At 60.4% G+C, this 26,961-nt stretch carries 27 protein-coding genes and 2 pseudogenes; 17 read left to right on the plus strand and 12 right to left on the minus strand.

The window, feature by feature from the left end:
• Positions 1-19 precede the first annotated feature (19 nt).
• Positions 20-1,561 (plus strand): SulP family inorganic anion transporter, encoded by a 1,542-nt coding sequence (locus PSH59_RS00270; protein WP_305394024.1) that lies wholly within the window; start codon positions 20-22, stop codon positions 1,559-1,561.
• 67 nt (positions 1,562-1,628) lie between these two features.
• Here the strand turns inward: PSH59_RS00270 and PSH59_RS00275 are convergent, their stop codons facing one another.
• Positions 1,629-2,276 (minus strand): hypothetical protein, encoded by a 648-nt coding sequence (locus PSH59_RS00275; RefSeq protein ID WP_248083304.1) that lies wholly within the window; start codon positions 2,274-2,276, stop codon positions 1,629-1,631.
• Between the two features lie 367 nt (positions 2,277-2,643).
• On the opposite strand from PSH59_RS00275, the gene coxB reads away from it, so the two are divergent.
• From coxB to PSH59_RS00295, 4 genes are read left to right on the plus strand one after another with little or no spacing between them, the layout of a single operon-like run.
• Complete coding sequence (coxB, locus tag PSH59_RS00280; protein ID WP_248083305.1) at positions 2,644-3,771, plus strand: cytochrome c oxidase subunit II; 1,128 nt, start codon at positions 2,644-2,646, stop codon at positions 3,769-3,771.
• A 58-nt stretch (positions 3,772-3,829) separates the two neighbouring features.
• Positions 3,830-5,419 (plus strand): cytochrome c oxidase subunit I, encoded by a 1,590-nt coding sequence (ctaD, locus tag PSH59_RS00285; protein ID WP_248083306.1) that lies wholly within the window; start codon positions 3,830-3,832, stop codon positions 5,417-5,419.
• A 48-nt stretch (positions 5,420-5,467) separates the two neighbouring features.
• Positions 5,468-6,019, plus strand: a complete 552-nt coding sequence (locus tag PSH59_RS00290) for a cytochrome c oxidase assembly protein (RefSeq protein ID WP_248083307.1) — start codon at positions 5,468-5,470, stop codon at positions 6,017-6,019.
• 35 nt (positions 6,020-6,054) lie between these two features.
• Positions 6,055-6,942, plus strand: coding sequence for a cytochrome c oxidase subunit 3 (locus tag PSH59_RS00295; RefSeq protein ID WP_248083308.1), 888 nt, complete (start codon positions 6,055-6,057; stop codon positions 6,940-6,942).
• A 6-nt stretch (positions 6,943-6,948) separates the two neighbouring features.
• On the opposite strand, the gene PSH59_RS00300 is transcribed toward PSH59_RS00295, so the two are convergent.
• Positions 6,949-7,152, minus strand: coding sequence for a twin transmembrane helix small protein (locus PSH59_RS00300; protein ID WP_248083309.1), 204 nt, complete (start codon positions 7,150-7,152; stop codon positions 6,949-6,951).
• Between the two features lie 36 nt (positions 7,153-7,188).
• On the opposite strand from PSH59_RS00300, the gene PSH59_RS00305 reads away from it, so the two are divergent.
• From PSH59_RS00305 to PSH59_RS00325, 5 genes are read left to right on the plus strand one after another with little or no spacing between them, the layout of a single operon-like run.
• Positions 7,189-7,953 carry an SURF1 family protein gene (locus tag PSH59_RS00305; RefSeq protein ID WP_305394025.1) on the plus strand — a complete coding sequence of 255 codons (765 nt, stop codon included), beginning with the start codon at positions 7,189-7,191 and terminating at the stop codon, positions 7,951-7,953.
• Entirely contained in the window at positions 7,919-8,503 is a 585-nt protein-coding gene (locus PSH59_RS00310; protein WP_248083311.1) for a hypothetical protein, read from the plus strand. Before PSH59_RS00305 ends, PSH59_RS00310 begins: the two co-directional genes overlap by 35 nt.
• 10 nt (positions 8,504-8,513) lie before the next feature.
• Positions 8,514-9,593: a heme A synthase gene (locus tag PSH59_RS00315; protein WP_305394026.1), complete on the plus strand. Its 1,080-nt coding sequence runs from the start codon at positions 8,514-8,516 to the stop codon at positions 9,591-9,593.
• Positions 9,581-10,480, plus strand: a complete 900-nt coding sequence (gene cyoE, locus PSH59_RS00320; RefSeq protein ID WP_248083313.1) for a heme o synthase — start codon at positions 9,581-9,583, stop codon at positions 10,478-10,480. The genes PSH59_RS00315 and cyoE overlap by 13 nt, the downstream gene beginning before the upstream one ends.
• Positions 10,477-11,112 carry an SCO family protein gene (locus tag PSH59_RS00325; RefSeq protein ID WP_248083314.1) on the plus strand — a complete coding sequence of 212 codons (636 nt, stop codon included), beginning with the start codon at positions 10,477-10,479 and terminating at the stop codon, positions 11,110-11,112. Before cyoE ends, PSH59_RS00325 begins: the two co-directional genes overlap by 4 nt.
• A gap of 54 nt (positions 11,113-11,166) precedes the next feature.
• Here PSH59_RS00325 and PSH59_RS00330 read toward each other — a convergent pair whose 3' ends face one another.
• Genes PSH59_RS00330 through PSH59_RS00340 form a run of 3 tightly spaced genes read right to left on the minus strand, consistent with a single transcriptional unit; the run spans position 11,167 to position 13,670 of the window.
• Positions 11,167-11,937: a MetQ/NlpA family ABC transporter substrate-binding protein gene (locus PSH59_RS00330; protein ID WP_248083315.1), complete on the minus strand. Its 771-nt coding sequence runs from the start codon at positions 11,935-11,937 to the stop codon at positions 11,167-11,169.
• A gap of 51 nt (positions 11,938-11,988) precedes the next feature.
• Positions 11,989-12,663, minus strand: coding sequence for a methionine ABC transporter permease (locus PSH59_RS00335; RefSeq protein WP_248083316.1), 675 nt, complete (start codon positions 12,661-12,663; stop codon positions 11,989-11,991).
• Complete coding sequence (locus PSH59_RS00340) at positions 12,663-13,670, minus strand: methionine ABC transporter ATP-binding protein (RefSeq protein ID WP_305394027.1); 1,008 nt, start codon at positions 13,668-13,670, stop codon at positions 12,663-12,665. The genes PSH59_RS00335 and PSH59_RS00340 overlap by 1 nt, the downstream gene beginning before the upstream one ends.
• Positions 13,671-13,935: 265 nt before the next feature.
• Here PSH59_RS00340 and katE point away from each other — a divergent pair, with 265 nt between their 5' ends.
• Positions 13,936-16,077, plus strand: a complete 2,142-nt coding sequence (gene katE, locus PSH59_RS00345; RefSeq protein WP_305394028.1) for a catalase HPII — start codon at positions 13,936-13,938, stop codon at positions 16,075-16,077.
• A gap of 86 nt (positions 16,078-16,163) precedes the next feature.
• Here katE and PSH59_RS00350 read toward each other — a convergent pair whose 3' ends face one another.
• The 4 genes from PSH59_RS00350 to zur are packed head-to-tail and all read right to left on the minus strand — an operon-like array spanning position 16,164 to position 18,969.
• Positions 16,164-16,883, minus strand: coding sequence for a PA5502 family lipoprotein (locus PSH59_RS00350; protein WP_305394029.1), 720 nt, complete (start codon positions 16,881-16,883; stop codon positions 16,164-16,166).
• A gap of 37 nt (positions 16,884-16,920) precedes the next feature.
• Positions 16,921-17,709, minus strand: a complete 789-nt coding sequence (gene znuB, locus PSH59_RS00355) for a zinc ABC transporter permease subunit ZnuB (RefSeq protein WP_017528742.1) — start codon at positions 17,707-17,709, stop codon at positions 16,921-16,923.
• A complete protein-coding gene (gene znuC, locus PSH59_RS00360) occupies positions 17,702-18,487 on the minus strand; it encodes a zinc ABC transporter ATP-binding protein ZnuC (RefSeq protein WP_248083320.1) in 786 nt (261 codons plus the stop codon). Before znuC ends, znuB begins: the two co-directional genes overlap by 8 nt.
• Positions 18,487-18,969 (minus strand): zinc uptake transcriptional repressor Zur, encoded by a 483-nt coding sequence (gene zur, locus PSH59_RS00365; RefSeq protein ID WP_017528744.1) that lies wholly within the window; start codon positions 18,967-18,969, stop codon positions 18,487-18,489. Before zur ends, znuC begins: the two co-directional genes overlap by 1 nt.
• 58 nt (positions 18,970-19,027) lie before the next feature.
• On the opposite strand from zur, the gene PSH59_RS00370 reads away from it, so the two are divergent.
• The gene (locus PSH59_RS00370) at positions 19,028-19,957 is read left to right on the plus strand and encodes a zinc ABC transporter substrate-binding protein (protein ID WP_305394030.1); all 930 of its coding nucleotides are present in this window, start codon (positions 19,028-19,030) and stop codon (positions 19,955-19,957) included.
• A gap of 62 nt (positions 19,958-20,019) precedes the next feature.
• On the opposite strand, the gene PSH59_RS00375 is transcribed toward PSH59_RS00370, so the two are convergent.
• Entirely contained in the window at positions 20,020-20,973 is a 954-nt protein-coding gene (locus PSH59_RS00375) for a homoserine kinase (RefSeq protein WP_305394031.1), read from the minus strand.
• Positions 20,974-21,029: 56 nt separating this feature from the next.
• Positions 21,030-21,320 carry a DUF2782 domain-containing protein gene (locus PSH59_RS00380; protein ID WP_248083322.1) on the minus strand — a complete coding sequence of 97 codons (291 nt, stop codon included), beginning with the start codon at positions 21,318-21,320 and terminating at the stop codon, positions 21,030-21,032.
• Between the two features lie 74 nt (positions 21,321-21,394).
• Between PSH59_RS00380 and polA the strand changes: the two genes are divergently transcribed.
• Positions 21,395-24,178 carry a DNA polymerase I gene (gene polA, locus PSH59_RS00385; RefSeq protein ID WP_248083323.1) on the plus strand — a complete coding sequence of 928 codons (2,784 nt, stop codon included), beginning with the start codon at positions 21,395-21,397 and terminating at the stop codon, positions 24,176-24,178.
• Between the two features lie 269 nt (positions 24,179-24,447).
• Here the strand turns inward: polA and yihA are convergent, their stop codons facing one another.
• Positions 24,448-25,089, minus strand: a complete 642-nt coding sequence (yihA, locus tag PSH59_RS00390) for a ribosome biogenesis GTP-binding protein YihA/YsxC (RefSeq protein WP_248083324.1) — start codon at positions 25,087-25,089, stop codon at positions 24,448-24,450.
• Between the two features lie 204 nt (positions 25,090-25,293).
• Between yihA and PSH59_RS26175 the strand changes: the two are divergent.
• From PSH59_RS26175 to dsbA, 4 genes and pseudogenes are all read left to right on the plus strand, one after another.
• Positions 25,294-25,378: pseudogene (locus PSH59_RS26175) on the plus strand (cytochrome c5 family protein); the annotation flags it as partial.
• A gap of 3 nt (positions 25,379-25,381) precedes the next feature.
• A pseudogene (locus tag PSH59_RS26180) lies at positions 25,382-25,501 on the plus strand (cytochrome c5 family protein); the annotation flags it as partial.
• Positions 25,502-25,537: 36 nt separating this feature from the next.
• Positions 25,538-26,149: a cytochrome c4 gene (locus PSH59_RS00400; protein ID WP_248083325.1), complete on the plus strand. Its 612-nt coding sequence runs from the start codon at positions 25,538-25,540 to the stop codon at positions 26,147-26,149.
• Positions 26,150-26,317: 168 nt separating this feature from the next.
• A complete protein-coding gene (gene dsbA / locus PSH59_RS00405) occupies positions 26,318-26,953 on the plus strand; it encodes a thiol:disulfide interchange protein DsbA/DsbL (RefSeq protein ID WP_248083326.1) in 636 nt (211 codons plus the stop codon).
• Positions 26,954-26,961: the final 8 nt, after the last annotated feature.

Genomic DNA, 26,961 nt, shown 5'->3' on the forward strand with positions numbered 1-26,961 from the left:
ATGCCTCGGGAGAGTCATCATGCGTGCTGCTCAATTGAAAGCTGTATTGCCACGAGAGCTGCTCGCCTCGGTGGTCGTGTTTCTGGTCGCCCTGCCACTGTGCATGGGGATCGCCATCGCTTCCGGCATGCCGCCGGCCAAGGGCCTGATCACCGGCATTATCGGTGGCCTGGTGGTGGGCTGGTTGGCGGGTTCGCCGCTGCAGGTCAGCGGCCCGGCGGCGGGTTTGGCGGTGTTGGTGTTCGAGCTGGTGCGCCAGCACGGCATGCTGATGCTGGGGCCGATCCTGCTGCTGGCGGGTTTTCTGCAACTGGTCGCCGGGCGATTGCGCCTCGGGTGCTGGTTCCGTGTGACGGCGCCGGCGGTGGTGTACGGCATGCTGGCGGGGATCGGCGTGCTGATTGTGCTGTCGCAGATCCATGTGATGCTCGACGGCGCACCCAAGCCTTCGGGGCTGGATAACCTGGCGGGCTTCCCGGCCGCTTTGGCCGACGCGGTCCCGGCCCTTGGTGGCGGTCTCGGCTGGCAAGCCGGTCTGCTCGGGTTATCGACAATGCTGGTGATGTACCTGTGGGATAAATTTCGCCCGCAGGGGCTGCGATTCGTGCCGGGCGCGTTGCTCGGCGTTGGCTTGGCCACGGTCACCAGCCTGGTGCTGGCGTTGCAGGTCAAGCGTGTGGAGGTGCCGGAAAACTTATCCGACGCCATCGATTGGCTGCGTCCCAGCGACTTGTTGAACCTGGCCGACCCTCAACTGCTGATCGCCGCGTTCGCCGTGGCGTTCATCGCCAGCGCCGAAACCCTGCTCTCCGCCGCGGCTGTCGACCGTATGCACAGCGGCCAGCGCTCCGATTTTGATAAGGAACTGTCCGCCCAGGGTGTCGGCAATATGCTCTGCGGTCTGGTCGGCGCCCTGCCGATGACCGGCGTGATCGTGCGCAGCTCGGCTAATGTGCAGGCCGGCGCTACCACGCGTTTATCGGCGATGTTCCATGGCGTGTGGTTGCTGGGCTTTGTGCTGCTGCTGTCGAGCGTGCTTCAGAGCATTCCGGTGGCGAGCCTGGCCGGCGTGCTGGTGTACACGGGCATCAAGCTGGTGGACATCAAGGCGTTTAAAGCCTTGGGGCGCTACGGTCGGATGCCGATGTTTACCTATGCGGCCACGGCGTTGGCGATCATCTTTACCGACTTGCTGACCGGTGTATTGGTGGGCTTTGGCTTGACGCTGGTGAAGCTCGCATTCAAGGCTTCACGTTTGAAAGTCAGCCTGATCGATTTGCCTCAGGACGGTGAAATGGAGCTGCGGTTGACCGGTGCGGCGACGTTTCTCAAAGTGCCGGCCTTGACCCAGGTGCTGTCGACGGTGCCTGCGGCGACTACCGTGCATGTGCCGTTGAGCAACCTGAGCTATATCGACCATTCCTGCCTGGAACTGCTGGAGGAATGGGGGCGGGCCAATGCGGCCAAGGGCTCGAAGCTGGTGATTGAGGCGCGCGGGTTGAAGCGTCGGTTGGAAGGGCGGATTCGCACGACGACCGGGATAGGCTCGGCGGCCGTCTGAAACCCGCTTAATCGTGTGGGAGCCGGGCATGCCCGGCTCCCACAGTGTTGCGCGTCAGTTCAAGGATTCAGGCCGGCTGAACCAGCGCCAGCTCAACCCCCAGCTTCCTCGACAGGCACGGCCAGCGCTTCCACGCGGCTTCGGTGTTCGGGCTCTTTAGCGTTTCGCGGTAGGTCTCGACCGACTCCAGCGCAAAGCTCTCCTCGTTGAGCATCTCATCCACGGCCAGATGCACCGCCTCGTCCAACTGATTGGCGAAGTCTTCACCGATCAATTGGTGAGCGATCACATTGGCTACGGTGGTATCCGCCGGAATCAACGGCTGGCCGAAATGCTTGATATACAGATCGTTCACTTCCTCCACCAGACGATGGGCCAGGTAGGCCTCGTCCAGCAAACCGTCGAGCCCTTCGTGGCCCGCCAGAATCGCGGGCGGTTGCAGGAAGAAGTGCTCGGCAATTTTCAGTACCGGCTTGACCTGGCTTTCGATCCCGGCTTCGCGCGCCACGTCATTGGCGGCGTCGAGCAAATCCGGGACTAGGTCGATGTAGGCGCTGACAAAGCGGGTCATCACGATGTTGCGGTCACCGTCAGCCAGGGAAATGGCCGAATGCAGATGCGGCAATTGTTTTTCCAATTGCTGGGCAAGCTGGCCCGTTGTGGCTTCGTGTTGATGGGCACGGGAAATCTGCTCGCGCAATGCGGCGGTGTTCATGGAGGCTCCAATGGTGCAGGCGTAGGAAAAGGGAAAGATCAAGGTAACGCGTTTATACGAGCGGCTAAGACGCATTTGTCATAATTATTTCATGGTTATGCGCGGGCGTTATATCGAATTGCCATCGTTCGTCGGAAAAACGATTCCGCACCCTGTTTCATTAGTCCTCGCCGGTCTTTTCAGCTCATTTGCCCCTACACATTGCGGGGTTGCAAGGCGTGTCTATACTCGGGTTTGTACGCGATTAGCTGATGACGCCAGACTGCATAAGCAGGCAAGGCTAAGCGGTTGTAAGCAGTATGGAAGCCGCTCCCTTCGACGCAGGTGCAAACCGGCGGGATAACAAGAACGATAAGGGGAACCCGCAATGATGCGACATCCACACGTTTGGATGGGCCTCCTGTTGTGGTCGGTATTCGGCCAGGCACATGCCGCCTGGACAACGAATATGGCGCCAGGGGCGACAGAAGTCAGTCACGCTGTGTTCGACCTGCACATGACCATTTTCTGGATCTGTGTGGTGATCGGCATCATCGTGTTTGGCGCTATGTTCTGGTCGATGATGGTGCACCGACGCTCCACGGGCCAGGTGGCCGCCAAGTTCCACGAGAGCACCACCGTAGAAATCCTCTGGACCATCGTGCCGTTGCTGATCCTGATCGCCATGGCGATTCCGGCGACCAAGACCTTGATCAACATCTACGACAGCAGTGAGTCGGATATCGATATCCAGGTCACCGGTTACCAGTGGAAATGGCACTACAAATACCTGGGCCAGGACGTGGAGTTTTTCAGCAACCTGGCCACGCCTGCCGAACAGATCCATAACCAGGCCACCAAAGGCGAACACTACCTGCTGGAAGTGGATGAGCCGCTGGTATTGCCGGTGGGCGCCAAAGTGCGCTTCCTGGTGACCGCCGCCGACGTAATCCACTCCTGGTGGGTGCCGGCCTTCGCGGTCAAGCGCGACGCCATCCCTGGTTTCGTCAACGAGGCCTGGACCCGCGTCGAGAAGCCCGGCATCTACCGTGGCCAATGTGCCGAGTTGTGCGGCAAAGACCACGGCTTTATGCCCATCGTGGTCGAGGTCAAGTCCAAAGCCGATTACGACACCTGGCTCGGTGAGCGCAAGGCGCAGGCCGCCCAGCTCAAGGAGCTCACGTCCAAAGAGTGGACCCTTGAAGAGCTGGTGGCCCGTGGCGACAAGGTCTACCACACCACTTGCGTGGCCTGTCACCAGGCCGAGGGCCAGGGGCTGCCGCCGATGTTCCCGGCGCTCAAGGGCTCCAAAATCGCCACCGGGCCTGCCGCCGATCACTTGAGCATCGTCTATCACGGCAAGCCGGGCACCGCGATGGCAGCGTTCGGCAAGCAGCTCTCGGAAGTGGATATCGCCGCCGTGGTGACCTACGAGCGCAACGCGTGGGGCAACAACAAAGGCGACATGGTCACGCCTAAAGACGTGTTGGCCATCAAGCAGGCGGAAAGCAAATGAGCCACTTCATTGCCAATGCGCTGACCCGCCCCGCCCATTCGTTTGCAGGAGAACGGCCATGAGCGCTGTGATCGATGACCATGGCCACGCCAGTGACCATGCCCACGGCCCCGCGAAGGGTTTGATGCGCTGGGTGCTGACCACCAACCACAAAGACATCGGCACGATGTACCTGTGGTTCGCGTTCGCGATGTTTCTGCTCGGCGGTTCGTTCGCCATGGTGATCCGCGCCGAGCTGTTCCAGCCCGGTCTGCAGATCGTGCAACCGGCGTTCTTCAACCAGATGACCACCATGCACGGGTTGATCATGGTGTTCGGCGCGGTGATGCCGGCGTTTGTCGGCCTGGCCAACTGGATGATCCCGCTGATGATCGGCGCGCCCGATATGGCCCTGCCGCGCATGAACAACTTCAGTTTCTGGCTGCTGCCGGCGGCGTTCCTGCTGCTGGTCTCGACCCTGTTCACGCCGGGCGGCGGGCCGAACTTCGGCTGGACCTTCTACGCGCCGCTGTCCACCACATACGCCCCGGAAAGCGTGACGTTCTTTATCTTTGCCATCCACTTGATGGGCATCAGTTCGATCATGGGCGCGATCAACGTGGTCGCGACCATCCTCAACCTGCGTGCCCCCGGCATGACCTTGATGAAAATGCCGCTGTTCGTGTGGACGTGGCTGATCACCGCGTTCCTGCTGATCGCAGTGATGCCCGTATTGGCCGGTTGCGTGACCATGATGCTGATGGACATTCACTTCGGCACCAGCTTTTTCAGTGCCGCAGGCGGCGGTGACCCGGTGCTGTTCCAGCATGTGTTCTGGTTCTTTGGTCACCCGGAGGTGTACATCATGATCCTGCCGGCCTTCGGCGCCGTCAGTTCGATCATCCCGACCTTCTCGCGCAAGCCACTGTTCGGCTACACCTCGATGGTTTACGCCACGGCGAGCATCGCGTTCCTGTCGTTTATCGTGTGGGCGCACCACATGTTCGTGGTCGGTATCCCGCTGGTAGGTGAGCTGTTCTTCATGTACGCCACGCTGCTGATCGCCGTGCCGACGGGGGTGAAGGTCTTCAACTGGGTCAGCACCATGTGGCAGGGCTCACTGACCTTCGAAACGCCGATGCTGTTTGCGGTGGCCTTTGTGATTCTGTTCACCATCGGCGGTTTTTCCGGGCTGATGCTGGCGATTGCCCCGGCGGACTTCCAATACCACGACACCTACTTTGTGGTGGCGCACTTCCATTACGTACTGGTGCCCGGCGCGATCTTCGGCATCTTCGCATCGGCCTACTACTGGCTGCCGAAATGGACCGGTCACATGTACGACGAAACCTTGGGCAAGCTGCACTTCTGGCTGTCTTTCGTGGGCATGAACATGGCGTTCTTCCCCATGCACTTCGTCGGCTTGGCCGGCATGCCTCGGCGGGTGCCCGACTACAACCTGCAGTTCGCGGACTTCAACATGGTCTCGTCGATTGGCGCGTTTATGTTTGGCGCTACGCAGATCTTCTTCCTGTTTATCGTCATCAAGTGCATCCGCGGCGGCCAGCCCGCCCCGGCCAAGCCATGGGATGGGGCTGAAGGCCTGGAGTGGAGCGTCCCTTCCCCTGCGCCGTACCACACCTTCACCACGCCGCCGGAGGTCAAATGAACGCCTGGGGTGCCAAGCCCGCTCCCGCCACTGTCTCGGGTGATCGCCATGGCTGACTCCGTGCCGCTCAAGCGCCTGGTCACCCGCCTGCTGATCCTGGTGCTGGCGATGTTCGCTTTCGGCTTCGCCCTGGTGCCGATCTATGACGTGATGTGCAAGGCATTCGGCATCAACGGCAAGACCGCCGGGCAGTACGAGGGATCGCAGGTGGTGGATGCGTCACGCCAGGTGCGCGTGCAGTTTTTGTCTACTAATGCCATCGACATGGTCTGGGACTTTTATGCCAAGGCTGACGAGGTGGTGGTCAATCCTGGCGCGGTGACCGAGATGCTGTTCGTGGCCCACAACCCGACCGATAAACCGATGACCGCCCAGGCCGTGCCAAGCATTTCGCCGGCCGAAGCGGCGATGTACTTCCACAAGACCGAGTGTTTTTGCTTCACCCAGCAAGTGTTGCAGCCAGGCGAGCGTATTGAGATGCCGGTGCGCTTCATCGTCGACCGGGACATGCCCAAGGATGTGAAGCATCTGACCCTGGCGTACACGCTGTTTGACATCACTGCGCGCCAACCGCCCGTGGCTGCCCGTTCTGGCGGCTAGCTACTGTTTGCCCGCTCAATCAGGAGAGCGAATACATGTCGACTCATGATACGTACTACGTACCAGCGCAAAGCAAATGGCCAATAATTGCCACGTTTGGCCTGCTGATCACTGTGTATGGCCTGGGGCTGTGGTTCAACGACCTGAAGGCCGCGCGCCCGGAATCCCACGGACCGTGGATCTTTTTCGTCGGTGGGTTGTTGCTGGCCTACATGATGTTCGGCTGGTTTGGTGCGGTGATCAAAGAAAGCCGAGCCGGTTTGTACAGCTCACAAATGGACCGCTCCTTTCGCTGGGGCATGACCTGGTTCATCTTTTCTGAAGTGATGTTCTTTATCGCGTTCTTTGGTGCGCTGTTTTATGTGCGTACCTGGTCGGGCCCCTGGCTGGCGGGTGAAGGCCCCAAAGGCATCGCGCATATGCTGTGGCCGAACTTCGAATATGCCTGGCCATTGCTCAACAATCCGGACCCCAAACTCTATCCGGCACCCAAGGGCACCATCAGTCCGTGGGGCTTGCCGCTGGTCAATACCATCCTGCTGGTGAGTTCCAGCGTGACCATCACCATTGCCCACCATGCCTTGCGCAAGGGGCATCGCGGTGCGTTGAAGATCTGGTTGGCGATCACCGTGCTGCTGGGCCTGGCGTTTCTCGGGTTTCAGGCCGAGGAGTACATCCATGCCTATAAAGAGCTGGGGCTCACGCTGGGCTCCGGTGTATACGGCGCAACCTTTTTCATGCTCACCGGTTTCCACGGCGCCCACGTGACCATCGGTACGATCATTTTATTTGTGATGCTGATGCGCATCCTGCGCGGGCACTTCAATGCCGAGCACCAGTTCGGGTTCGAGGCGGCCAGTTGGTATTGGCACTTTGTGGATGTGGTGTGGATCGGGTTGTTTTTCTTCGTGTACGTGCTGTGAGGGCTATTACCACGGCGCGTGAGACACCAACTGGCCGCTGAAAAAACCCCAGCTGATCAACGCCAGGGTGATCACAGCCAGTACGACACGTACGGTCAAGGCAGTGACGAGGCGATTGGAGTGGCCCTCGTCCTTGACCAGAAAGAACAAGCCACTGAACAGGCTCACGACAGTCGCGATCAGCATCAGGGCAATGGCTGCTTTGAGCATGGTCTGGCTCCTGGGCTTTTATGGAGGGGGCGGGCAATGAAAACAAGTATAGCCAGCGCCTTAAAACAGTTTCGCCCCGGCATTGCGCCAACCGTGGTGGTGATGGTGCTGCTGCCGTTGATGGTGGGTTTGGGGTTCTGGCAGCTGTCGCGCGGGCATCAAAAGCAGGTGATGCTCGACAGCTATGCCGAACGCCGCGCGGCCGCGCCGATGCGCAGTGAGCAGCTCGATGGCACGATGGATCCGGCGTTTCGCCGCGTGCATCTGCGCGGGCAGTTCGACGTCGATCACAGCGTGCTGCTGGACAACCGCATGCGCGACGGCAAGGCCGGTGTTGAGTTGCTGCAACCCTTTCATGACCAGGCCAGCGGCCTGTGGCTGTTGCTTAACCGTGGCTGGCTGCCCTGGCCGGATCGCCGCATTCCGCCGGCCTTCACCACCCCTGAGCCGCCGTTGAACCTCGACGCCTGGGTGTACGTCGCCCCCGGCGAGACCTTCCAGCTGCATGCCGACCCGGCCGATGCGCCCTGGCCGCGCTTACTCACCGCAGTGCACCCCGCCGCCTTATGGACTGAGCTGGGCCGCAGCGGCTTTGCCTACGAGTTGCGTGCCGAGAGCGGCCCCGGTACGTACGACACCACCTGGCCGGTGGTCGCCATGGGCCCGGAAAAACACCAGGCCTACGCCGTGCAATGGTTCGCCATGGCGCTGGCGTTGCTCGCGCTTTACCTCTACCTCGGATGGCACAACACAAAGGAGAAGCCCCATGGGAGCGGCCACCAATCCACTCAACATGTCTGACCTGCCTGATCGGCGCAAAGGCCGCTGGCAACTGCTGCTGATCCTGCTGATGGTGATCGGCCCGATGGTGCTGGCGACGTTTATGTACAAGCTGCAGTTCTGGGTGCCGGACAGCCGCAGCTACCATGGCGAAATGATCGGCAACGGCCAGACCCGTGCCGATATTGGCGTGCAGGCCGATGAGCAGCGCTGGCAGTTGCTGGTCACCGCGCCCACTGCGTGTGCGGCCGATTGCCAGCAACTGGTGTACCTCGCGCGGCAGTTGCAGATCGGTTTGGGGCGCGACGCTTCACGGGCCAGTCATGCCCTGGCCAGTGCGCAGCCGGTTGGCGCCGACTACGAGGCCAAGTTGAAAACCGAATACCCCCAATTGCAGCGTTATTCGCTGGATGCTTCGACCTTCACTAAGAACGCCGCCGCACCGGGCGAGGCGCAGCTGTGGATCGTTGACCCCCACGGCAACCTGGTGCTGCGCTACGACGCCAAGGTCAAGGGCAAGGACTTGCTCAACGACCTGCGCCACCTGCTGAAACTGTCGAATATCGGATAAGGGCATCGTCATGGCCAAACCTGGATTTCGCCTCGCGTTGTTTGCCACGTTGCTGGCGCTGATTGTCGTGCTGCTCGGCGCCTACACCCGCCTGACCCACGCGGGCCTCGGCTGTCCGGATTGGCCGGGTTGCTACGGCTTTATAGGCGTGCCGCAAAGCGAGGCGCAGCTGGCCCATGCCGAATTGCATTTCCCCGACACCCCGGTGGAAGCTGACAAGGGCTGGGCCGAGATGACCCACCGTTACTTCGCCGGCACCTTGGGCCTGCTGATCGGGCTGCTGGCGGGGCGCGCGTGGAGCCATCGGCGTGATCCAGGGCAGCCGGTGAAGTTGCCGTTGTTTCTGCTGGCGGTGGTGTTTGCCCAGGCCGCTTTTGGTATGTGGACGGTGACGTTAAAGCTGTGGCCGCAGGTGGTGACCGGACACTTGTTGGGCGGTTTTGCCACGTTGAGCCTCCTGCTTTTGCTGACCTTGCGCCTGTCCGGCGTGCTGCCTGCGTTGATTGTGCCCAAGCGCCTGCAATATTGGGCGACGGCGGGACTGGTGCTGGTGATCGGGCAGATCGCGCTCGGCGGTTGGGTCAGTTCCAACTATGCGGCGGTGGCCTGTGTGGACTTGCCAACGTGCCATGGCCAATGGTGGCCGGCGGCGGATTTTGCCAATGGCTTTCACTTGACCCAGCACATTGGCCCCAACTACCTGGGCGGCCAGCTCGACAGCGAGGCGCGCACGGCCATTCATCTGACCCATCGCATTGGCGCGGTGCTGGTGAGCCTGGTGCTGTTGGGCCTGGCCTGGCAGTTGCGCGCCGTGGGCATGACGCGGCTTGCTGGCCTGCTGCTGATCGCCCTGCTCGTGCAAATCGGCCTGGGCCTGAGCAATGTGGCGTTCGGTCTGCCGCTGCCGGTGGCGGTCGCTCACAACGCCGGCGGTGCCGCGCTGTTGCTGACGCTGGTATTGGTCAATTACCACGCGCGCACCAGCCTGGTTCGGGTGCGCCATCAACGGCTGTTCGGTTGGCGTTTCAGCCCGCGCAAACCTGTGTCGGGCCTCGTAACGCTTAAAGGAGAGATGCCATGGCGACCTTGATCGGCGCGCGTCACGGCCAGGCGATCTGGCGTGACTATTTGGAGCTGACCAAGCCGAAAGTGGTGGTGCTGATGCTCATCACCTCGCTGGTGGGCATGTTTCTCGCGACCCGCGCCGGGGTGCCGTGGACGGTGCTGGTGTTCGGCAACCTGGGTATCGCCCTGTGCGCGGGCGGCGCGGCGGTGGTCAATCATGTGGTGGACCGGCGCATCGATGCGGTGATGGCGCGGACCCACAAGCGACCGTTGGCGCAAGGCCGCGTATCGCCCATGGCCGCATTGGCCTTTGCTTTGTTTCTGGCTGTTGCAGGATTGGCGCTGTTACTGGCATTCACCAATCCGTTGGCCGCCTGGCTGACGTTGGCTTCGTTGCTCGGTTATGCGGTGATCTACACCGGCTTTCTCAAGCGTGCGACGCCGCAGAATATCGTCATCGGTGGGCTTGCCGGTGCTGCACCGCCGCTCTTGGGCTGGGTCGCCGTGACCGGGCATATCAGCGCCGAGCCGCTGTTGCTGGTGCTGATCATCTTCGCCTGGACCCCGCCGCACTTCTGGGCCCTGGCTATTCATCGCAAAGAGGAGTACGCCAAAGCCGACATCCCGATGTTGCCGGTCACCCACGGCGAGCACTACACCAAGGTGCATATCCTGCTTTATACCTTTGCGCTGTTGGCGGTGAGCCTGATGCCCTATGTGATCCACATGAGCGGCCCACTGTACCTGGCGTGTGCGCTGCTGTTGGGCGGGCGCTTTCTGCAATGGGCCTGGGTGTTGTACCGTGGCGGTCGGCCGCACGCGGCGATCAACACGTTCAAGTACTCTATCTGGTACCTGTTCCTGCTGTTTATCGCCCTGCTCGTAGACCATTACCTATTGTTGAACCTATGACTCGAACTCAAAAAACCGTCTTCATCCTGGTGGCAATCGTCGCGCTGATCATGGGCCTGACCGTTAACAAAGTGCTGTCGGGCAAAGGCCAGGGTGACCCTGCCGCGTTGATCGACGCCGGCATTATCCTGCTGCCGCAGAGCCGCCAACTGCCGGCGGTGACCATGACGGATCAGGACGGCCAGCCGGTGCTGGTCAATGAGTTGAAGGGTAAGTGGAGCCTGCTGTTCTTCGGCTACACCTTCTGCCCGGACATCTGCCCGACCACCCTCGCCCAGTTGCGCCAGATCAAGAGTGAGTTGCCCAAAGAGGCGGTGGATAAGTTGCAGGTGATCCTGGTCAGCGTTGACCCGAACCGTGACACGCCGACCCAGCTCAAGCAGTACCTGGGCTATTTCGATCCGCAGTTCGAAGGCCTCACCGGCGCTAATGTGGAGGACGTGCAAAAGGTCTCGAACGCGGTGAGTATCCCGTTCATTCCGGCAGATACCAGCAAGCCGAACTACACCGTCGACCACAGCGGCAACCTCGCGCTGATCGGCCCGGACGGCACCCAGCGTGGGTTTATCCGTGCGCCGTTGAACAACCAGAAGCTGGTGGCGCAGTTGCCGGGGTTGCTGCAGCGCAAATAAGGGGCGACAAAAAATGTGGGAGCGGGCTTGCCCCCACATTGATTTTCAGTCAGATCAGAACGCCGGCTTGATTGCGCCTTTGTACTTCTCTTCGATGAATGCCTTCACTTCTGGTGTGTGCAGGGCTGCCACCAGCTTCTTCACAGCGTCAGAATCTTTGTTGTCTTCGCGGGTGACCAGAATGTTCACGTAAGGCGAGTCGCTGCCTTCGATCACCAGTGCATCCTTGGAAGGATCGAGCTTGGCTTCCAGGGCGTAGTTGGTGTTGATCAGGGCCAGGTCGACCTGGGTCAGCACGCGAGGCAGCGTGGCGGCTTCCAGTTCGCGGAACTTCAGGTTTTTGCTGTTAACGGTGATGTCCTTGATGGTCGACAGGATGTTGGTCGGGTCCTTCAGGGTGATCAGGCCGTTCTTGGCCAGCAGCAGCAGCGCACGGCCGCCGTTGGTGGCGTCGTTAGGGATGACCACGTTGGCGCCGTTCGGCAGGTCTTCCAGCTTCTTGTACTTGCTGGAGTAGGCGCCCAGCGGCTCCAGGTGCACCGCGCCGACGCTCACCAGATGAGTGCCCTTGGCTTTGTTGAACTCATCCAGGTACGGCTGGTGCTGGAAGAAGTTGGCGTCCAGGCGCTTTTCAGCCACTTGTACGTTGGGCTGGACGTAGTCGGTGAAGACTTTGACCTGCAGGTCCACGCCTTCTTTGGCCAGTGCAGGCTTCACGAATTCGAGGATTTGCGCGTGCGGCACCGGCGACGCCGCGACGGTAATCGTCTCGGCATGGGCGGAAAACGCGGCAACGGCGGCGAAAGCGACCAATAGTTTTTTCATCCAGCAAGCTCCTTGTTCGGGTATCTGCCGGCTTTGCGCCGGCAATGGCCGTTATTTTCGAGAAAAGTGCACCACCAGCCTGTCGCCGACGGTTTGCAGAATTTGCACCAGAATCAACAGCATCACCACGGTGACCACCATTACATCGGTCTGGAAACGCTGGTAACCAAAACGAATCGCCAGATCGCCCAGGCCGCCGGCGCCGACGACACCGGCCATGGCGGTGTAGGACACCAGTGTAATCGCTGTCACGGTAATCGCTGCGAAGATGCCAGGGCGGGCTTCTGGCAGCAGTGCGTTGGTGATGATCTGGCGGGTGGTGGCGCCCATCGACTGCGTGGCTTCGATGATGCCGCGGTCCACTTCACGCAGGGCGGTTTCCACCAGGCGCGCAAAGAACGGGGTTGCGCCGACCACGAGCGGCGGAATCGCACCGGCCACGCCCAGCGAGGTGCCGGTGATCAGCACGGTGAACGGGATCATTACGATCAGCAGGATGATGAACGGCAACGAACGCAGGATGTTGACGACCAGTGACAACAGCGCGTACAGGCCTTTTTGTTCGAACAACTGGCGCGGACTGGTCAGGAACAGCAGTACACCCAGCGGCAGGCCGAGTAGCACGGTGAACAACAGTGAGCCGAACAGCATGATCATGGTGTCGCCGGTAGCGAGCCAGATTTCGGACCAGTCGATATTGGCGAAGAAACTCGTCAGGACTTCCATTAACGCAGCACCTCCATGTGGACGTCTGTGGCAGTGAAGCGGGCGAAGGCCGCCTGCATGTCACCGCCGGTGACGGCGAGGGTCAGTTGCCCGTAGGGGATGTCTTTGATGCGGTCAATACGACCGGCAAGGATGCTGTAGTCCACCCCCGTTTCGCGTGCGACGGTTCCCAGCAGCGGCGCGTAGGTCGCTTCGCCCTGGAACGTCAGGCGCACGATACGGCCCGGTACGTGGGCGAAGTCATCGCGCTGCTCGCCTTCGTCGACCTGCTCGGCTTCCTGCACGAAGCGTTTGGTGGTCGGGTGCTTGGGGTGCAGGAACACGTCGGCCACCGAGCCTTGCTCGACGATCACGCCGGCGTCCATCACGGCCACCTGGTCGCAGACGCGGCGGATCACGTCCATTTCATGGGTGATCAGCACGATGGTCAGTTTCAGCTCACGGTTGATCTCGGCCAGCAGTTGCAGCACGGACGCGGTGGTCTGCGGGTCGAGGGCGCTGGTGGCTTCGTCGCACAGCAAAATCTTTGGCTTGGTCGCCAGGGCGCGGGCGATGCCGACGCGCTGCTTCTGGCCGCCGGACAACTGCGCCGGGTATTTCTTGGCGTGGTCCGACAAGCCGACGCGGGCCAGCAACTCGGCCACGCGCAGGTCGATGTCCTTGCGCGACAGTTCGCCGGCCAGGGTCAGCGGCAGTGCCACGTTGTCGGCCACGGTCTTGGATGCCAACAGGTTGAAGTGCTGGAAGATCATCCCGACCTGCTGACGGAAACGGCGCAGGCCGTTGGCATCCAGGGCGGTGACTTCTTCGCCGTCGACCGTGATCTGGCCGCCGCTGGGTTCTTCCAGGCGGTTGATCAGGCGCAGCAGCGTACTTTTACCCGCACCCGAGTGGCCGATCAGGCCGAACACCTGGCCGTTTTCGACGCGCAGGCTGGTGGCGTGGAGGGCGGGAATATCCTTACCGGCGACGCGGTAAGTTTTATGGACGTTTTGAAACTCGATCACGTAGCGAACCTTGTGGGGCGCATTGAAAAGGGATCAGCGGTTAGCCGGGCGCGCATTTTAGCCTGTCCGTATAGCGTTTCTTAGCATTTATTTCGCATTCATCCTGCGATTTGGCAATAACGCGATCAAAGGTCATAAAAAAGGAACGGCCCAAAACCTCATCAGTCACTACTTAGGCAACGCGATCTCCTGGGTGCCGTGCCTGGGGTTTTGCTCAAACGAGCCGGGGACCGCTCTGGCTACTTTGAATAAGGAGTTTTGTCTGATGAGTACCAAGAAGCCAGCCACCCCGCCGAAGAGTGAACTTGCCGGCACCGACACCCTGGACCGTGGCAATACCAACGCCAAGCTGCAGGCCTTGGAAACGTTTCGTTCCGACGCCACCGGCCAAGCCTTGCGCACCAACCAAGGCGTGAAGATTTCCGACAACCAGAACAGCTTGAAGGTCGGCCCTCGTGGTCCTTCGCTGCTCGAAGATTTCATCATGCGGGAGAAAATCACGCATTTTGACCATGAGCGCATCCCGGAGCGCATCGTGCACGCCCGTGGCACAGGCGCCCATGGCTACTTCCAATCCTATGGCGACCATTCTGCGCTGACCAAGGCCGGGTTCCTGCGCACGCCGGAGCATAAAACCCCGGTATTCGCGCGCTTTTCCACCGTGCAAGGTCCACGTGGTTCGGGTGATACGGTGCGTGACGTGCGCGGTTTTGCCGTGAAGTTCTTCACCGAAGAAGGCAACTTCGACCTGGTGGGCAACAACATGCCGGTGTTCTTTATTCAGGACGCGATCAAGTTTCCGGACTTTGTGCACGCGGTAAAACCCGAGCCGCACAACGAGATCCCTACCGGCGGTTCGGCCCACGATACGTTCTGGGATTTCGTCTCCCTGGTACCGGAATCGGCGCACATGGTGGTGTGGGCGATGTCCGACCGTGCGATTCCCAAAAGCCTGCGCGCCATGCAGGGTTTCGGCGTGCACACCTTTCGCCTGATCAATACCGAGGGTAAGTCCAGCTTCGTCAAATTCCATTGGCGGCCAACAGTCGGCACCTGCTCCCTGGTATGGGACGAAGCGCAAAAGCTTGCCGGTAAAGATACCGATTACCACCGTCGCGATCTGTGGGAGTCCATCGAGATGGGCGACTACCCCGAGTGGGAACTGGGTGTTCAGATCGTCGCCGAAGAAGACGAACACTCGTTCGACTTCGATTTGCTCGACCCCACCAAGATCATTCCTGAAGAACTGGTGCCCATCACGCCCCTGGGCAAGATGGTGCTTAACCGCAATCCGGACAACTTCTTCGCTGAAGTCGAGCAGGTTGCGTTCTGCCCAGGACATATTGTGCCCGGCATCGACTTCACCAACGACCCGTTGCTGCAAGGCCGTCTGTTTTCCTACACGGATACGCAGATCAGCCGACTGGGTGGGCCGAACTTTCATGAGATCCCTATCAACCGCCCGGTCGCGCCGTTCCATAATGGCCAGCGCGATGCCCAGCACCGTACGGTGATCGACAAGGGACGGGCATCTTACGAGCCGAACTCCATCGACGGCGGCTGGCCGAAGGAAACGCCGGCAGGGCCAACCGATGGTGGTTTCGAAACCTGTTACGAGCGCGTTGATGCCAGCAAAGTGCGCGAGCGCAGTGAATCGTTCGGTGACCACTTTTCCCAGGCGACGCTGTTTTTCAACAGCATGAGCCATCATGAGAAAGAGCACATTATTGCGGCCTACAGCTTTGAGCTTGGCAAAGTCGAACGCGAGCATATTCGCGCCCGTCAGGTGAACGAGATCCTGGCCAATATCGACCTGGAACTGGCCAAGCGCGTGGCGCAGAACCTGGGCCTGCCGGCGCCGACCAAGGGCACAGTGCCTGTGCGTGAGACGTCGGTTAAACAATCGCCGGCATTGAGCCAGGTCAATCTGCTGTCGGGTGATATCAAGACGCGCAAAGTGGCGATCCTGGCGGCCAATGGTGTCGACGGCGCGGCGATCGATGCGATGAAAAAAGCCCTTGAGGCCGAAGGTGCCCATGCGAAGTTGCTGGGGCCTACTTCGGCGCCTGTGACCACGGCGGACGGCAAGACGCTGGCGGTGGATGCGTCGATGGAGGGTATGCCGTCCATTGCGTTTGACGCGGTGTTTATCCCAGGCGGTAAAGAGTCGGTGACGGCCTTGAGCGGTGATGGCGTGGCGTTGCACTACGTGCTGGAAGCGTACAAACACCTCAAGGCGATCGCCGTGGCCACTGACGTGAAGCCGCTGCTGGATCTGCTGAAGCTGGAGGCGGATGCGGGGTTGATCGTGGGTGCGGATGCCAAGGCGTTCAAGACGTTCTTTGCCGCCATTGCCCAGCATCGGGTGTGGGACCGTGAGGCGAAGGCCAAGGCGATTCCGGCTTAAATACTCGGCTGTTTGTCAGGTCGCCCGCTCCCACATTTGAGTGATGAATACATTCAAGTGTGGGAGCGGGCGTGCCCGCGATGCTATTAGTCCGCCTTGCGCGGAATCAGCACAATTTGCGCCGGAATCTTCTTCAGGATTTGCCGGTGAATTTTCAGGTCGTACCCCGAATCAATGCGCTTAACCCGTTTGGTCAGCAGTGTGGCCAACCATGGGTAATCCTCGGTGCGCGGGGCCTGGATGCTCACATCGCACTGGTAATTCACCACGTCGATGGCGATCGCATCCAGTTGATGGCGCAGTTCTTCGATATCGGTGAGGTTCAAGGCCACGGTGGTGCTTGGTGCCGCCGGGTCGATGACCTTGGCTGCGGGTTTGGCTTCGGCGGCCTTGAGGGCTTCTTCGGCCTTATCCAGCTCGGCTTTGCGGGCATGGGTAATGGCGCTGTTGACGCCGCCCGTCAGTGCCGGCGCCTTGGGCATCAACGCGCGGGCGCGGCTCAGGGCAGTGGCGGCAGCGTTGACGTCACCCTTTTGCAGCACGATTTGGCTGCGTTGCAGGTAGGCTTCGGCCAGTTGGCGCTGATAAGACTCCAGCGTTGGGTCGTTGGGCGACTGAGCCTGTAGCGCGGCAAGCTGGTCTTCGGCGGTGGCCAATTCACTGCTGGCCAGGTTTTGCTCCAGCTGCGCGATGGCCGCAGCACGCGGGTCGGAAGCCTCGGGGGCTACGGGCGGTGTGCTTTGACAGGCGCCCAGCAGCAAAGAAAATGCGGCAAGGAGCAGATAACGGGAGGTGAACAGCTTCATTCCTGCGACTCTCTATTTGCGCAAAAAGCGAGCAAGTCTACACCCCTCGACGGGGCAGGACAAAACTCAGCAGAAACAGGGCGGCAGCCGTGACCACAATCGATGGTCCGGCCGGCGTGTCCTTGAACCACGACAACGCCAGGCCCCCACATACTGCCAGCATCCCCAACAGGCTGGCGCCGATTGCCATCTGCTCCGGGGAACGGGCGTGACGCTGGGCGGCGGCGGCGGGAATGATCAACAGCGATGTGATCAACAATACGCCGACAATCTTCATTGCGACAGCGATCACCACGGCAATCAACAGCATCAGGGCCATGCGCAGGGCCGATACGGGCAGGCCTTCGACCTTGGCCAACTCTTCATGCACCGTGATAGCCAGGAGTGGCCGCCACAGGGCTACCAGCAGCACCAGCACCGCGGCGCTGCCGCCCAGGATCCAGGCCAGGTCAGTGGGGCTGATCGCCAGCAGGTCGCCGAACAGGTAGGCCATCAGGTCGATGCGCACCTCGTGCATAAAGCTCAGCACCACCAGGCCCAGCGACAGCGTGCTCGGCGCCAGAATGCCGAGCAGCGTATCCGAGGCCAGCGGCTGGCGCTGTTGCAGGGTCACCAGCAGCACCGCCAACAGCAGGCAGCCGACGGTCACGGCGATGGTCGGGCTCACGTCCAGCAAAAAGCCCATGGCCACGCCCAGGAGCGCGGCATGCGACAAGGTGTCGCCAAAATACGCCATGCGTCGCCAGACCACGAACGAGCCCAAAGGGCCCGCCACCAGCGCCAAAGCCAAGCCTGCCAGCAGGGCGTAGAGCAGAAAATCAGCCATGCTTGCAGCTATCTCCATGAACGTGGGTGTGAGGTGCGGTTGGATCGTCAACCACGGCGCCATGCAGGTCGTGGGCGTGGTCGTGATGGTGGTGATAAATCGCCAGGCTCTGGGCGTTCTTGCCGAACAGCTCGACAAACGCCGGGTCGCCGCTGACCTGTTCCGGGTGGCCGGAACAACACACGTGGCGGTTGAGGCACACCACTTGGTCGGTGGTGCTCATCACCAGGTGCAGATCATGGGACACCATCAGCACGCCGCAACCATGACGATCGCGCAGGCGGGTGATCAGGCTGTACAGCTCGGCCTGGCCGGCGACGTCGACGCCCTGGACGGGCTCATCGAGCACCAGCAGTTGCGGTTCACGCAACAAAGCCCGGGCCAGCAGTACGCGCTGCATTTCGCCGCCGGAGATGCTTTGTACCGGGCTGTCGATCACCTGTTCGGCGCCGACCTCCTTGAGTGCAGACTGCGCGCGGGCACGGTCCACGCCGGGCACCAGACGCAGGAAGCGCAGCACGGAGAGTGGCAGGGTCGGGTCGACATGCAGTTTCTGCGGCATATAGCCGACGCGCAGCCTGGGCTTGCGCCACACGCTGCCGCTGTCGGGCTTGAGCAGGCCAAGCACGGCGCGCACCAGGGTTGTTTTGCCGGCGCCGTTGGGGCCGATGAGCGTGACGATTTGCCCCGGCTCTACGCTCAGTGCGATGTTATCCAGCACGGTTTGGCCGGCAAACGTGACCCCAACCTGCTCCAGGCGGATTAACGCGTTGCTCATCAAGCCCCCTGGCAGCCCGAGCACAGGCCGACCACTTCGACCGTCTGCCCTTCGACCTTGAAGCCCACGTCGGCAGAGCTCTTGATAATGGCGTCGCTGATGCTTTTTTGTTCAAGCTCAATGGCCGCATGGCACTCGCGGCAGATCAGGAACTGGCCCTGGTGGGCGTGTTCCGGGTGGTTGCAACCCACGAAGGCGTTGAGCGAGGCGATGCGGTGCACCAGGCCGTTTTCCAGCAGAAAATCCAGCGCGCGGTACACCGTGGGCGGCGCGGCGCGGCGGCCATCCTGCTCGCTGAGTACACCCAGAATGTCGTAGGCGCCCAGCGGTTTGTGGCTCTGCCACACCAGTTCCAGCACGCGACGACGCAGAGCGGTCAAGCGCAGACCTTTTTGCGCACACAGGGTGTCGGCCTCCGACAGCGCGGTATGCACGCAGTGAGAGTGGTCGTGGGGACGGCTGGCTAGCGGTGTTTTAGGCATGAGCGGCGACAGATATTTGATAGAGACGTTATTATGTTACCCGTTCCTACGCCATCGAGTGGTCATCGTGTCCCGACTTTTTCCCGTTTTTGTCGTATTTGTCGCCAGTTTGTTCATGGGTGGGGCCGCTCAGGCCGAGGTCAACGTGCTGACCAGCATCAAGCCACTGCAGTTGATTGCCGCGGCTGTGCAGGATGGCGTGGCGGTTCCTGAGGTGTTGCTGCCGCCGGGCGCGTCGCCGCATAACTTTGCATTGCGGCCATCCGACGTACGGCGGGTGCAGTCGGTGGATCTGCTGTATTGGATCGGGCCGGACATGGAAGGCTTCCTGCCTCGCGTACTGAAAGGTCGCACAGCGAAGACGGTAGCGGTGCAGGATCTACCAGGTCTGAAATTGCGCCGGTTCGGCGAAGATAGTCATTCTCACGCCGATGATGCCGACGAACATGATCACGATCATCGCCCAGGCAGCCTGGATGCGCATTTATGGTTGTCGACGGTGAACGCGCGGGTGATTGCGGCAAGCATGGCGACCGACCTCAGTGCGGCTGACCCGGCGAATGCCGAGCGTTATCAGAACAACGCAAAAGCCTTCGATGGTCGTTTGGATGCGTTGGACGCGCGCTTGAAAAAGCGCCTGGCGGGGATTGATGGCAAGCCTTACTTCGTGTTCCACGAAGCCTTCGATTACTTTGAGGGGGCTTACGGCTTGAAGCATGCCGGCGTGTTCAGCGTCGCCGCTGAAGTACAGCCTGGCGCCCAGCACGTGGCAGCCATGCGTACGCGGTTGCAGGAAGTCGGCAAGACCTGCGTGTTCAGTGAGCCGCCATTGCGCCCGCGTCTGGCTGAGACGCTGGTCGCGGGTTTGCCGGTGAAGTTGGCGGAGCTGGATGCGTTGGGCGGGTATACCCCGGCGACGGCTCAGGGTTACGAGCAGGTGTTGGATAAGTTGGGCAATGACCTGGCCGGATGCCTGGAGTCTCTTTAACCGCAAGCGCATAACCCATGTGGGAGCGAGCACGCCCGGTCCCACATTTTTTGTGCCGTTTTTTATAGCGCGAACGGCAATTGCACACTGACCTGCTGGCGTTGAGCCAAGCGATGCTCGAATTCCGCCGGGTCGTGGATTAACACATCCTGCCCTGCAAACGATTCCGCCGCGATCAGGCGTGACAACCAGAACCGCACGCAGGCTACGCGCAACATTGTCGGCCAAAGCTCTGCTTCCTTCGCCGTAAACGGCCGCAGCCCGGCGTAAGCGCCCAGCAATGCGCGGGCGCGTTGCCCGTCGATCACGCCTTCGGCGTCCGAACACCAGTCATTGAGTGCGATGGCCACGTCATACAGCATCGGGCCCGAGCAGGCGTTGTAGAAGTCGATCAGGCCCGTCAGGTGCGTGCCTTCGAACATGGCATTGTCACGGAACAGGTCGGCGTGGACGTTGGCGCGCGGCAGGGCAAGGATCTGCCCTTTATGCGCGGTAATCTCCGCCAATGCGTCTTTGAGCAGCTGCTGCTGTGCATCGCTCAGGTGCGAAATCAGCTGCGCGCCTTCGCTGAGCATCCAATCCAGGCCGCGATCGGTCTTGCGCTCCAGGACCTTGTCACCTTGAGTCGCCAGGTGCAGATGGCCGAGCAGCTCGCCCACTTGGGCGCAGTGCTGCGCGTTAGCATCCTTGATGTGTTTGCCGGCCAGGCGCGGCTGCAGCAGCGCCGGTTTGCCGGCCAGCTCTCGCAGCGCTACGCCGTCGGTGGTGCGCAGGGCGTACGGCACGGGCAGGTCGGCATCGTGGAGCACATCGAGCAGCTCAATGAAAAACGGCATTTCTGCAACGGGCCCACGTTCAACCAGGGTCAGGACGAATTCGCCTTGTTCCAGGCTGATAAAGAAATTGGTGTTTTCGCTACCGGCGGCAATCCCCTGGAAGTCGAGCAGGCGGCCGAGCCCGTAAGGGGCGAGAAAGGTTTCCAGCTCGGGCCGAGCCAGGGGGGTGAACACAGACATGGTTAAAACTGCCAGTACGGGCGCCGCGAGGTACGGCGCCAATTGAAGTTAAGAAATCATTTCCATTCGAAGATCTTCCATGACGGGATCAGCATATCCGGCTGGTCAGAGCGGATGAAGTTCGCGTCGGTTCCGTCCGCGCGCACCAGGAAATACGGTGGAAAGCCTTTTTTCGTGATCTTGATTGCGTACAGGAAACCGTTTTGGCGGTACTCCTGGATAGTCCTGTCGCCTTCCGTGCGAATGGTCACTTCCGGATCGCCCGAAGGTGCGCTGTCTGCCGCCACGGCAGCCAGCGGAGCGAGTGCGATCAAGCCGGTCAACAGGAGGCGATTGAATGTACGCATGATAACCTTGTCCCTTTGTTTTCATTGGTCCGGCTATTCTAGCGCCTGACCCGCCGAAAAGGTTGATCCTGCTCATGAGCCAAGCGCCCCTCGTCCTGGTGGACGGTTCTTCTTATCTGTACCGCGCCTTCCACGCGCTGCCACCGCTGACCACCTCCAAAGGCCTGCCGACCGGTGCGGTCAAGGGCGTGTTGAACATGCTCAAAAGCCTGCGCAAACAGTACCCGGACAGCCCCTTCGCGGTGGTGTTCGATGCCAAGGGTGGGACCTTTCGCGATGACATGTACGCCGAATACAAGGCCAACCGCCCAAGCATGCCCGATGACATGCGCCTGCAGATCGAGCCGCTGCACCAGAGCGTGATCGCCCTGGGCTTCCCGTTGCTGTGCGTCGAAGGCGTCGAGGCCGATGATGTGATCGGCACCCTGGCTCGCAGCAGCGCCGCCGCTGACCGCCCGGTGGTGATCTCGACCGGTGACAAGGACATGGCGCAGCTGGTGGATGGACACATTACCTTGGTCAACACCATGACCGGTAGCGCCATGGATGTGGACGGCGTAAAGGAGAAATTTGGCGTCGCTCCGGAGCAGATCATCGACTATCTGGCGTTGATGGGCGATTCGTCCGACAACATTCCGGGTGTTCCGGGTATTGGGCCGAAGACCGCATCCGGTTTGCTGGTAGGCGTGAATGGCGGCCTCAAAGAGCTGTATGAGCAGCTTGATATTGTGCCGACCCTGCCGATCCGCGGCGCCAAGACGCTGCCGGCCAAGCTCGAAGAGCATAAGGAGATGGCGTTCCTTTCCTACCAGTTGGCGACGATTAAGATTGATGTGCCGCTGGACATCGGGCTGGACGATTTGCACCTGATCGAGCCGGACCGCGAGAAACTCCTGGAGCTGTACACGCTTTTGGAGTTCAAAAGCTGGATTGATGAGATCCAACGCGATGCCAAGCGTGTCGAACTCAAGGCGACTCCGGCTGTTGAAGACGCCGTCGACGCTGTTCCGTCAGCATCGGTGGAGGCTGCCTACACCACGATTCTTGACCAGGCGACATTCGACCTGTGGTTAAAGAAGCTCAACGACGCGAAGTTGTTCGCCTTTGACACCGAAACCACTGGGATCGATGCCCATCAGGCGCAATTGGTCGGGGTTTCGTTTGCGGTGCAACCGCATGAGGCGGCCTACATCCCGCTGACGCATTCCTACATCGGTGCGCCCGAGCAACTGGATCGCGACACGGTGCTGCTGGCGTTGAAGCCGTTGCTGGAAGATCCGAGCAAGCTCAAGGTGGGCCAGCACGCTAAATTCGACATGAACATCCTGGCCAACTGCGCCATTGGCGGCGACCCTGCGCGGGGCATCACCGTGCGGGGTATCGCGTTCGACACCATGCTTGAGTCCTATGTGTTGAATGCCACCGCAACCCGGCATGACATGGACAGCCTGGCCAAGAAGTACCTGGGCTACGACACCATCAGCTTCCAGGACATCGCTGGCAAAGGCGCCAAGCAACTGACGTTCGATCAGATCGCGCTTGAGCAGGCCGGGCCTTACGCGGCGGAGGATGCGGATGTGACCCTGCGCCTGCACCAGGCCCTGCATGCGCAACTGACGGCTATTCCGAGTCTGGCCAGCGTGCTGACGGATATCGAGATGCCGCTGGTGCCGGTACTGGCGCGCATCGAGCGTCAGGGCGCGCTGGTGGATGCGCAGTTGCTGGGCATCCAGAGCATCGAGTTGGGCAACAAGATGGTCGAGTTGGAGCGCCAGGCGTTTGAGATTGCCGGTGAAGAATTCAACTTGGGCTCACCCAAACAATTGGGGGCGATTCTCTACGAGAAGCTCGGGCTGCCGGTACTGAAAAAGACGGGCAAAGGGCAGGCCTCCACGGCTGAAGAAGTGCTGGCCAAACTGGCCGAAGACGACTATCCGCTGCCCAAGGTGCTGATGCAGTACCGCAGCATGAGCAAGCTCAAAAGTACTTACACCGACCGTTTGCCGGAGCAGATCAACCCGCGCACCGGGCGCATCCACACGTCTTATCATCAGGCGGTAGCAGCGACTGGGCGCCTGTCATCCAGCGACCCTAACCTGCAAAACATTCCAGTGCGCACCGCTGAAGGCCGGCGTATCCGCCAGGCGTTTGTTGCGCCCAAGGGCTACAAGTTGCTGGCGGCCGACTATTCGCAGATCGAGTTGCGGATCATGGCGCACCTGTCCAAGGACGAAGGCTTGATGAACGCCTTTCGTCATAATCTGGACGTGCACACCGCCACGGCGGCCGAAGTGTTCAAGGTTGAGTTGGGTGAGGTCACGTCCGATCAGCGCCGCAGCGCCAAGGCGATCAACTTTGGCCTGATCTATGGCATGGGCGCGCAGAAGCTGGGTAAGGACATCGGTGTTGATACCAAGACGGCCAAGGCCTACATCGACGTGTATTTCGCCCGTTATCCCGGTGTTCGCGAATATATGGAGCGCACTCGTGCCCAGGCGTCCGACCAGGGCTATGTAGAGACCTTCTTCGGGCGTCGCTTGTACCTGCCGGATATTCACTCCAATAAACCTCAAGAGCGCGCAGCGGCGGAACGCACTGCGATCAACGCACCCATGCAGGGCACCGCCGCGGACATCATCAAGAAAGCCATGGTGCTCGTGGACAACTGGCTGACCGACTCGGGCCTGGATGCCAAGGTCATCCTGCAGGTACACGACGAACTCGTACTGGAAGTGCGTGAGGACCTGGTAGCAGAGGTCAGCGAGAAAATCCGTGAGCACATGAGTGCTGCGGCGCAGTTGGACGTGCCGCTTCTGGTGGAAGTGGGCGTGGGCGATAACTGGGACGAGGCGCACTGATTGACGGGCTTTGCCATTGCCCGGGGTGGTGGCAAAGCGCTTTAGATCGGAAACGACCGTCAGTTATTTCCAATAGTTTTTTGGGCGAGCCGGAACTTAACCTGTGAAGTGCCACTCAGAGTTACTGAATGGGTGGTGAAGCCCTTCAATGCTCCTATGTTGTGTTAAGTGTTGGCAGATATCTGGACCCCGCCCTAGCGGTCCGGAACTTGAACCCCGAACTTCCCCTCCCCATACGAAGTCCGGGGTTTTTTTTGCCTGCAGAAAAGTTATTCGGCGATTTCTGCGCCTTTGTCCGCCAGCTCCATCCAGTCGGCCAGTACGGTGTAAGCCTCTTCCAGGCCCATGCGCTTAGGCGCCGAGAACAGCTGGATGCTGATCGCATCGCCCCAGCCCTTACGGATATCGGACTGCACTTTGAGCAGCGTGTTCTTAGCTGCGCCGTAGGTCAGCTTGTCGGCTTTGGTCAACAGGATGTGCATCGGCATGCCGCTGGCCACAGCCCAGTCGAGCATCAGCAGGTCGAAATCGGTCATTGGATGACGGATGTCCATCATCAGAATCAGTCCCTTCAAACTCTCCCGGCCACCCAGGTAAGCCTCCAGGTGACGCTGCCAATGCAGCTTCAATGGGATAGGTACTTTTGCATAACCGTAGCCCGGCAGGTCGACCAGACGCCGATCATCGTCTAGCTTGAAGAAGTTGAGCAGTTGCGTGCGGCCCGGAGTTTTCGAGGTGCGCGCCAGGCTGGCGTGGGTCAGGGTGTTCAGGGCGCTGGACTTACCTGCGTTGGAGCGGCCGGCAAACGCGACTTCGAAGCCTTCGTCATCGGGGCATTGGTCCACTTTGGCGGCGCTGAGCATGAAGGTGGACTGTTGGCACAGGCCGAGGATGGGATTCTTGAGTTGCATGGGATTTCCGATATGGGCGATGCCGAGAAAGGGTGCGGCAAGCGGTGTCGTTTCCGTTTCAGTAGCGCCAGTATATAATGCCGCAGATTTTGTGTGTGCTTTGTCCCAGCGAAGGATGAAGTTCACGGGAGCGATAGACCTTTATTGCGCATTAGAACGCAAAACGCTCTCAAACCCTGAAAAGGTCGATGTATGACCTGATGGTTGCTCGCTTTTGGTGTCCTGACTCCGCTTTTAAGGCGCTCAGGCTACACAGGAACCGGAGGCGCTGTACAACCGAGTTTGCGTGGTCACGCTGGTGCAATAGGTGACCCAGGGTTTCAAGGCAATGCCGCCGCGTGGTTTGTGCATGGAATGCTGTACTGAGGATTACCAGGCCGTCGTTGAGTTGATGGTGAGTAAACCCGGTTGATAACTCTTAAACCCTTAGCCGTAGTTGGATTAGCTGATGAACAAACTGATCGTGAGTCTGCTGTTGACCTTGGGCATCACCGGTGTTGCCCATGCTGCAGGCGACGCTACAGCGGGCCAGGCGAAAGCCGCCGTGTGTGGTGCTTGCCACGGACCGGATGGCAACAGCCCGGCGCCGAACTTCCCCAAACTGGCTGGCCAAGGTGAACGTTACCTGACCAAGCAGATGCACGACATCAAGGATGGCAAGCGTACGGTGCTGGAAATGACCGGCCTGCTGACCAATCTCAGCGATCAGGACCTGGCGGACCTCGCGGCGTATTTTGCCAGCCAGAAAGGCAGTGTGGGAGCTGCCGATCCTAAAGTTGTCGCCCGTGGAGAGAAGCTGTTCCGTGGTGGTGATCTGGAGAAAGGTCTACCTGCCTGCACCGGTTGCCACTCGCCCAATGGTTCAGGCAACGCAGCCGCAGGCTTCCCGCACCTGGGCGGCCAACACGCTCAGTACATTGCCAAGCAGTTGACTGACTTCCGTAAGGAAGAGGCCGGCCGGGCTAATGACGGAGACGCAATGACCATGCGTACCATCGCTCGTAAGCTGAGCGACGAAGACATCGCAGCCGTCTCCAGTTACATCCAGGGCCTGCACTAGGGACGAGTGACGTTAACGCCCGATTAATCCGGCGATGCAAGCATAAAAAGGGTGGCCCAGGCCGCCCTTTTTTGTGGCCGGTGCCGTTACACTAACGAACTCATGCCCGCGCAGACCTGTCATACCTAAAGGTCGCGTGAGGCGACCTTATTTGTCCAGGAGTAAAGCATGCGTAATCTGATCCTCAGCGCCGCTCTCGTCACTGCCAGTCTCTTCGGCATGACCGCACAGGCAGCCGACGTGCCGCTTGAAGCCGGTAAAACCTATGTGGAGCTGGCTAACCCGGTCCCGGTTGCGCAGCCAGGCAAGATCGAAGTGGTGGAGCTGTTCTGGTATGGCTGCCCGCATTGCTACGCTTTTGAGCCGATTATCAATCCGTGGGTCGAGAAGCTGCCCAAGGATGTGAACTTCAAGCGCATTCCTGCCATGTTCGGCGGTCCATGGGATGCACACGGCCAGCTGTTCCTGACCCTGGAGGCCATGGGTGTAGAACATAAGGTCCACAACGCTGTGTTTAACGCCATCCAGAAGGAAGGTAAGCGCCTGACCAAGCCGGCCGAAATGGCTGACTTCGTTGCCACTCAGGGTGTCGACAAGGACAAGTTCCTCGCCACGTTCAACTCCTTCGCTATCCAGGGTCAGATCAAGCAGGCCAAGGAACTGGCGCAGAAGTACGGCGTGCAAGGCGTACCGACCATGATCGTCAACGGCAAATACCGTTTCGACCTGGGCACTACAGGCGGTCCTGAAGCGACCCTCAATGTGGCCGACCAACTGATCGCCAAAGAGCGCGCAGCCAAGTAAGGGGCCCG

This window comes from Pseudomonas sp. FP2309 (assembly GCF_030687575.1).
Classification (GTDB): domain Bacteria; phylum Pseudomonadota; class Gammaproteobacteria; order Pseudomonadales; family Pseudomonadaceae; genus Aquipseudomonas.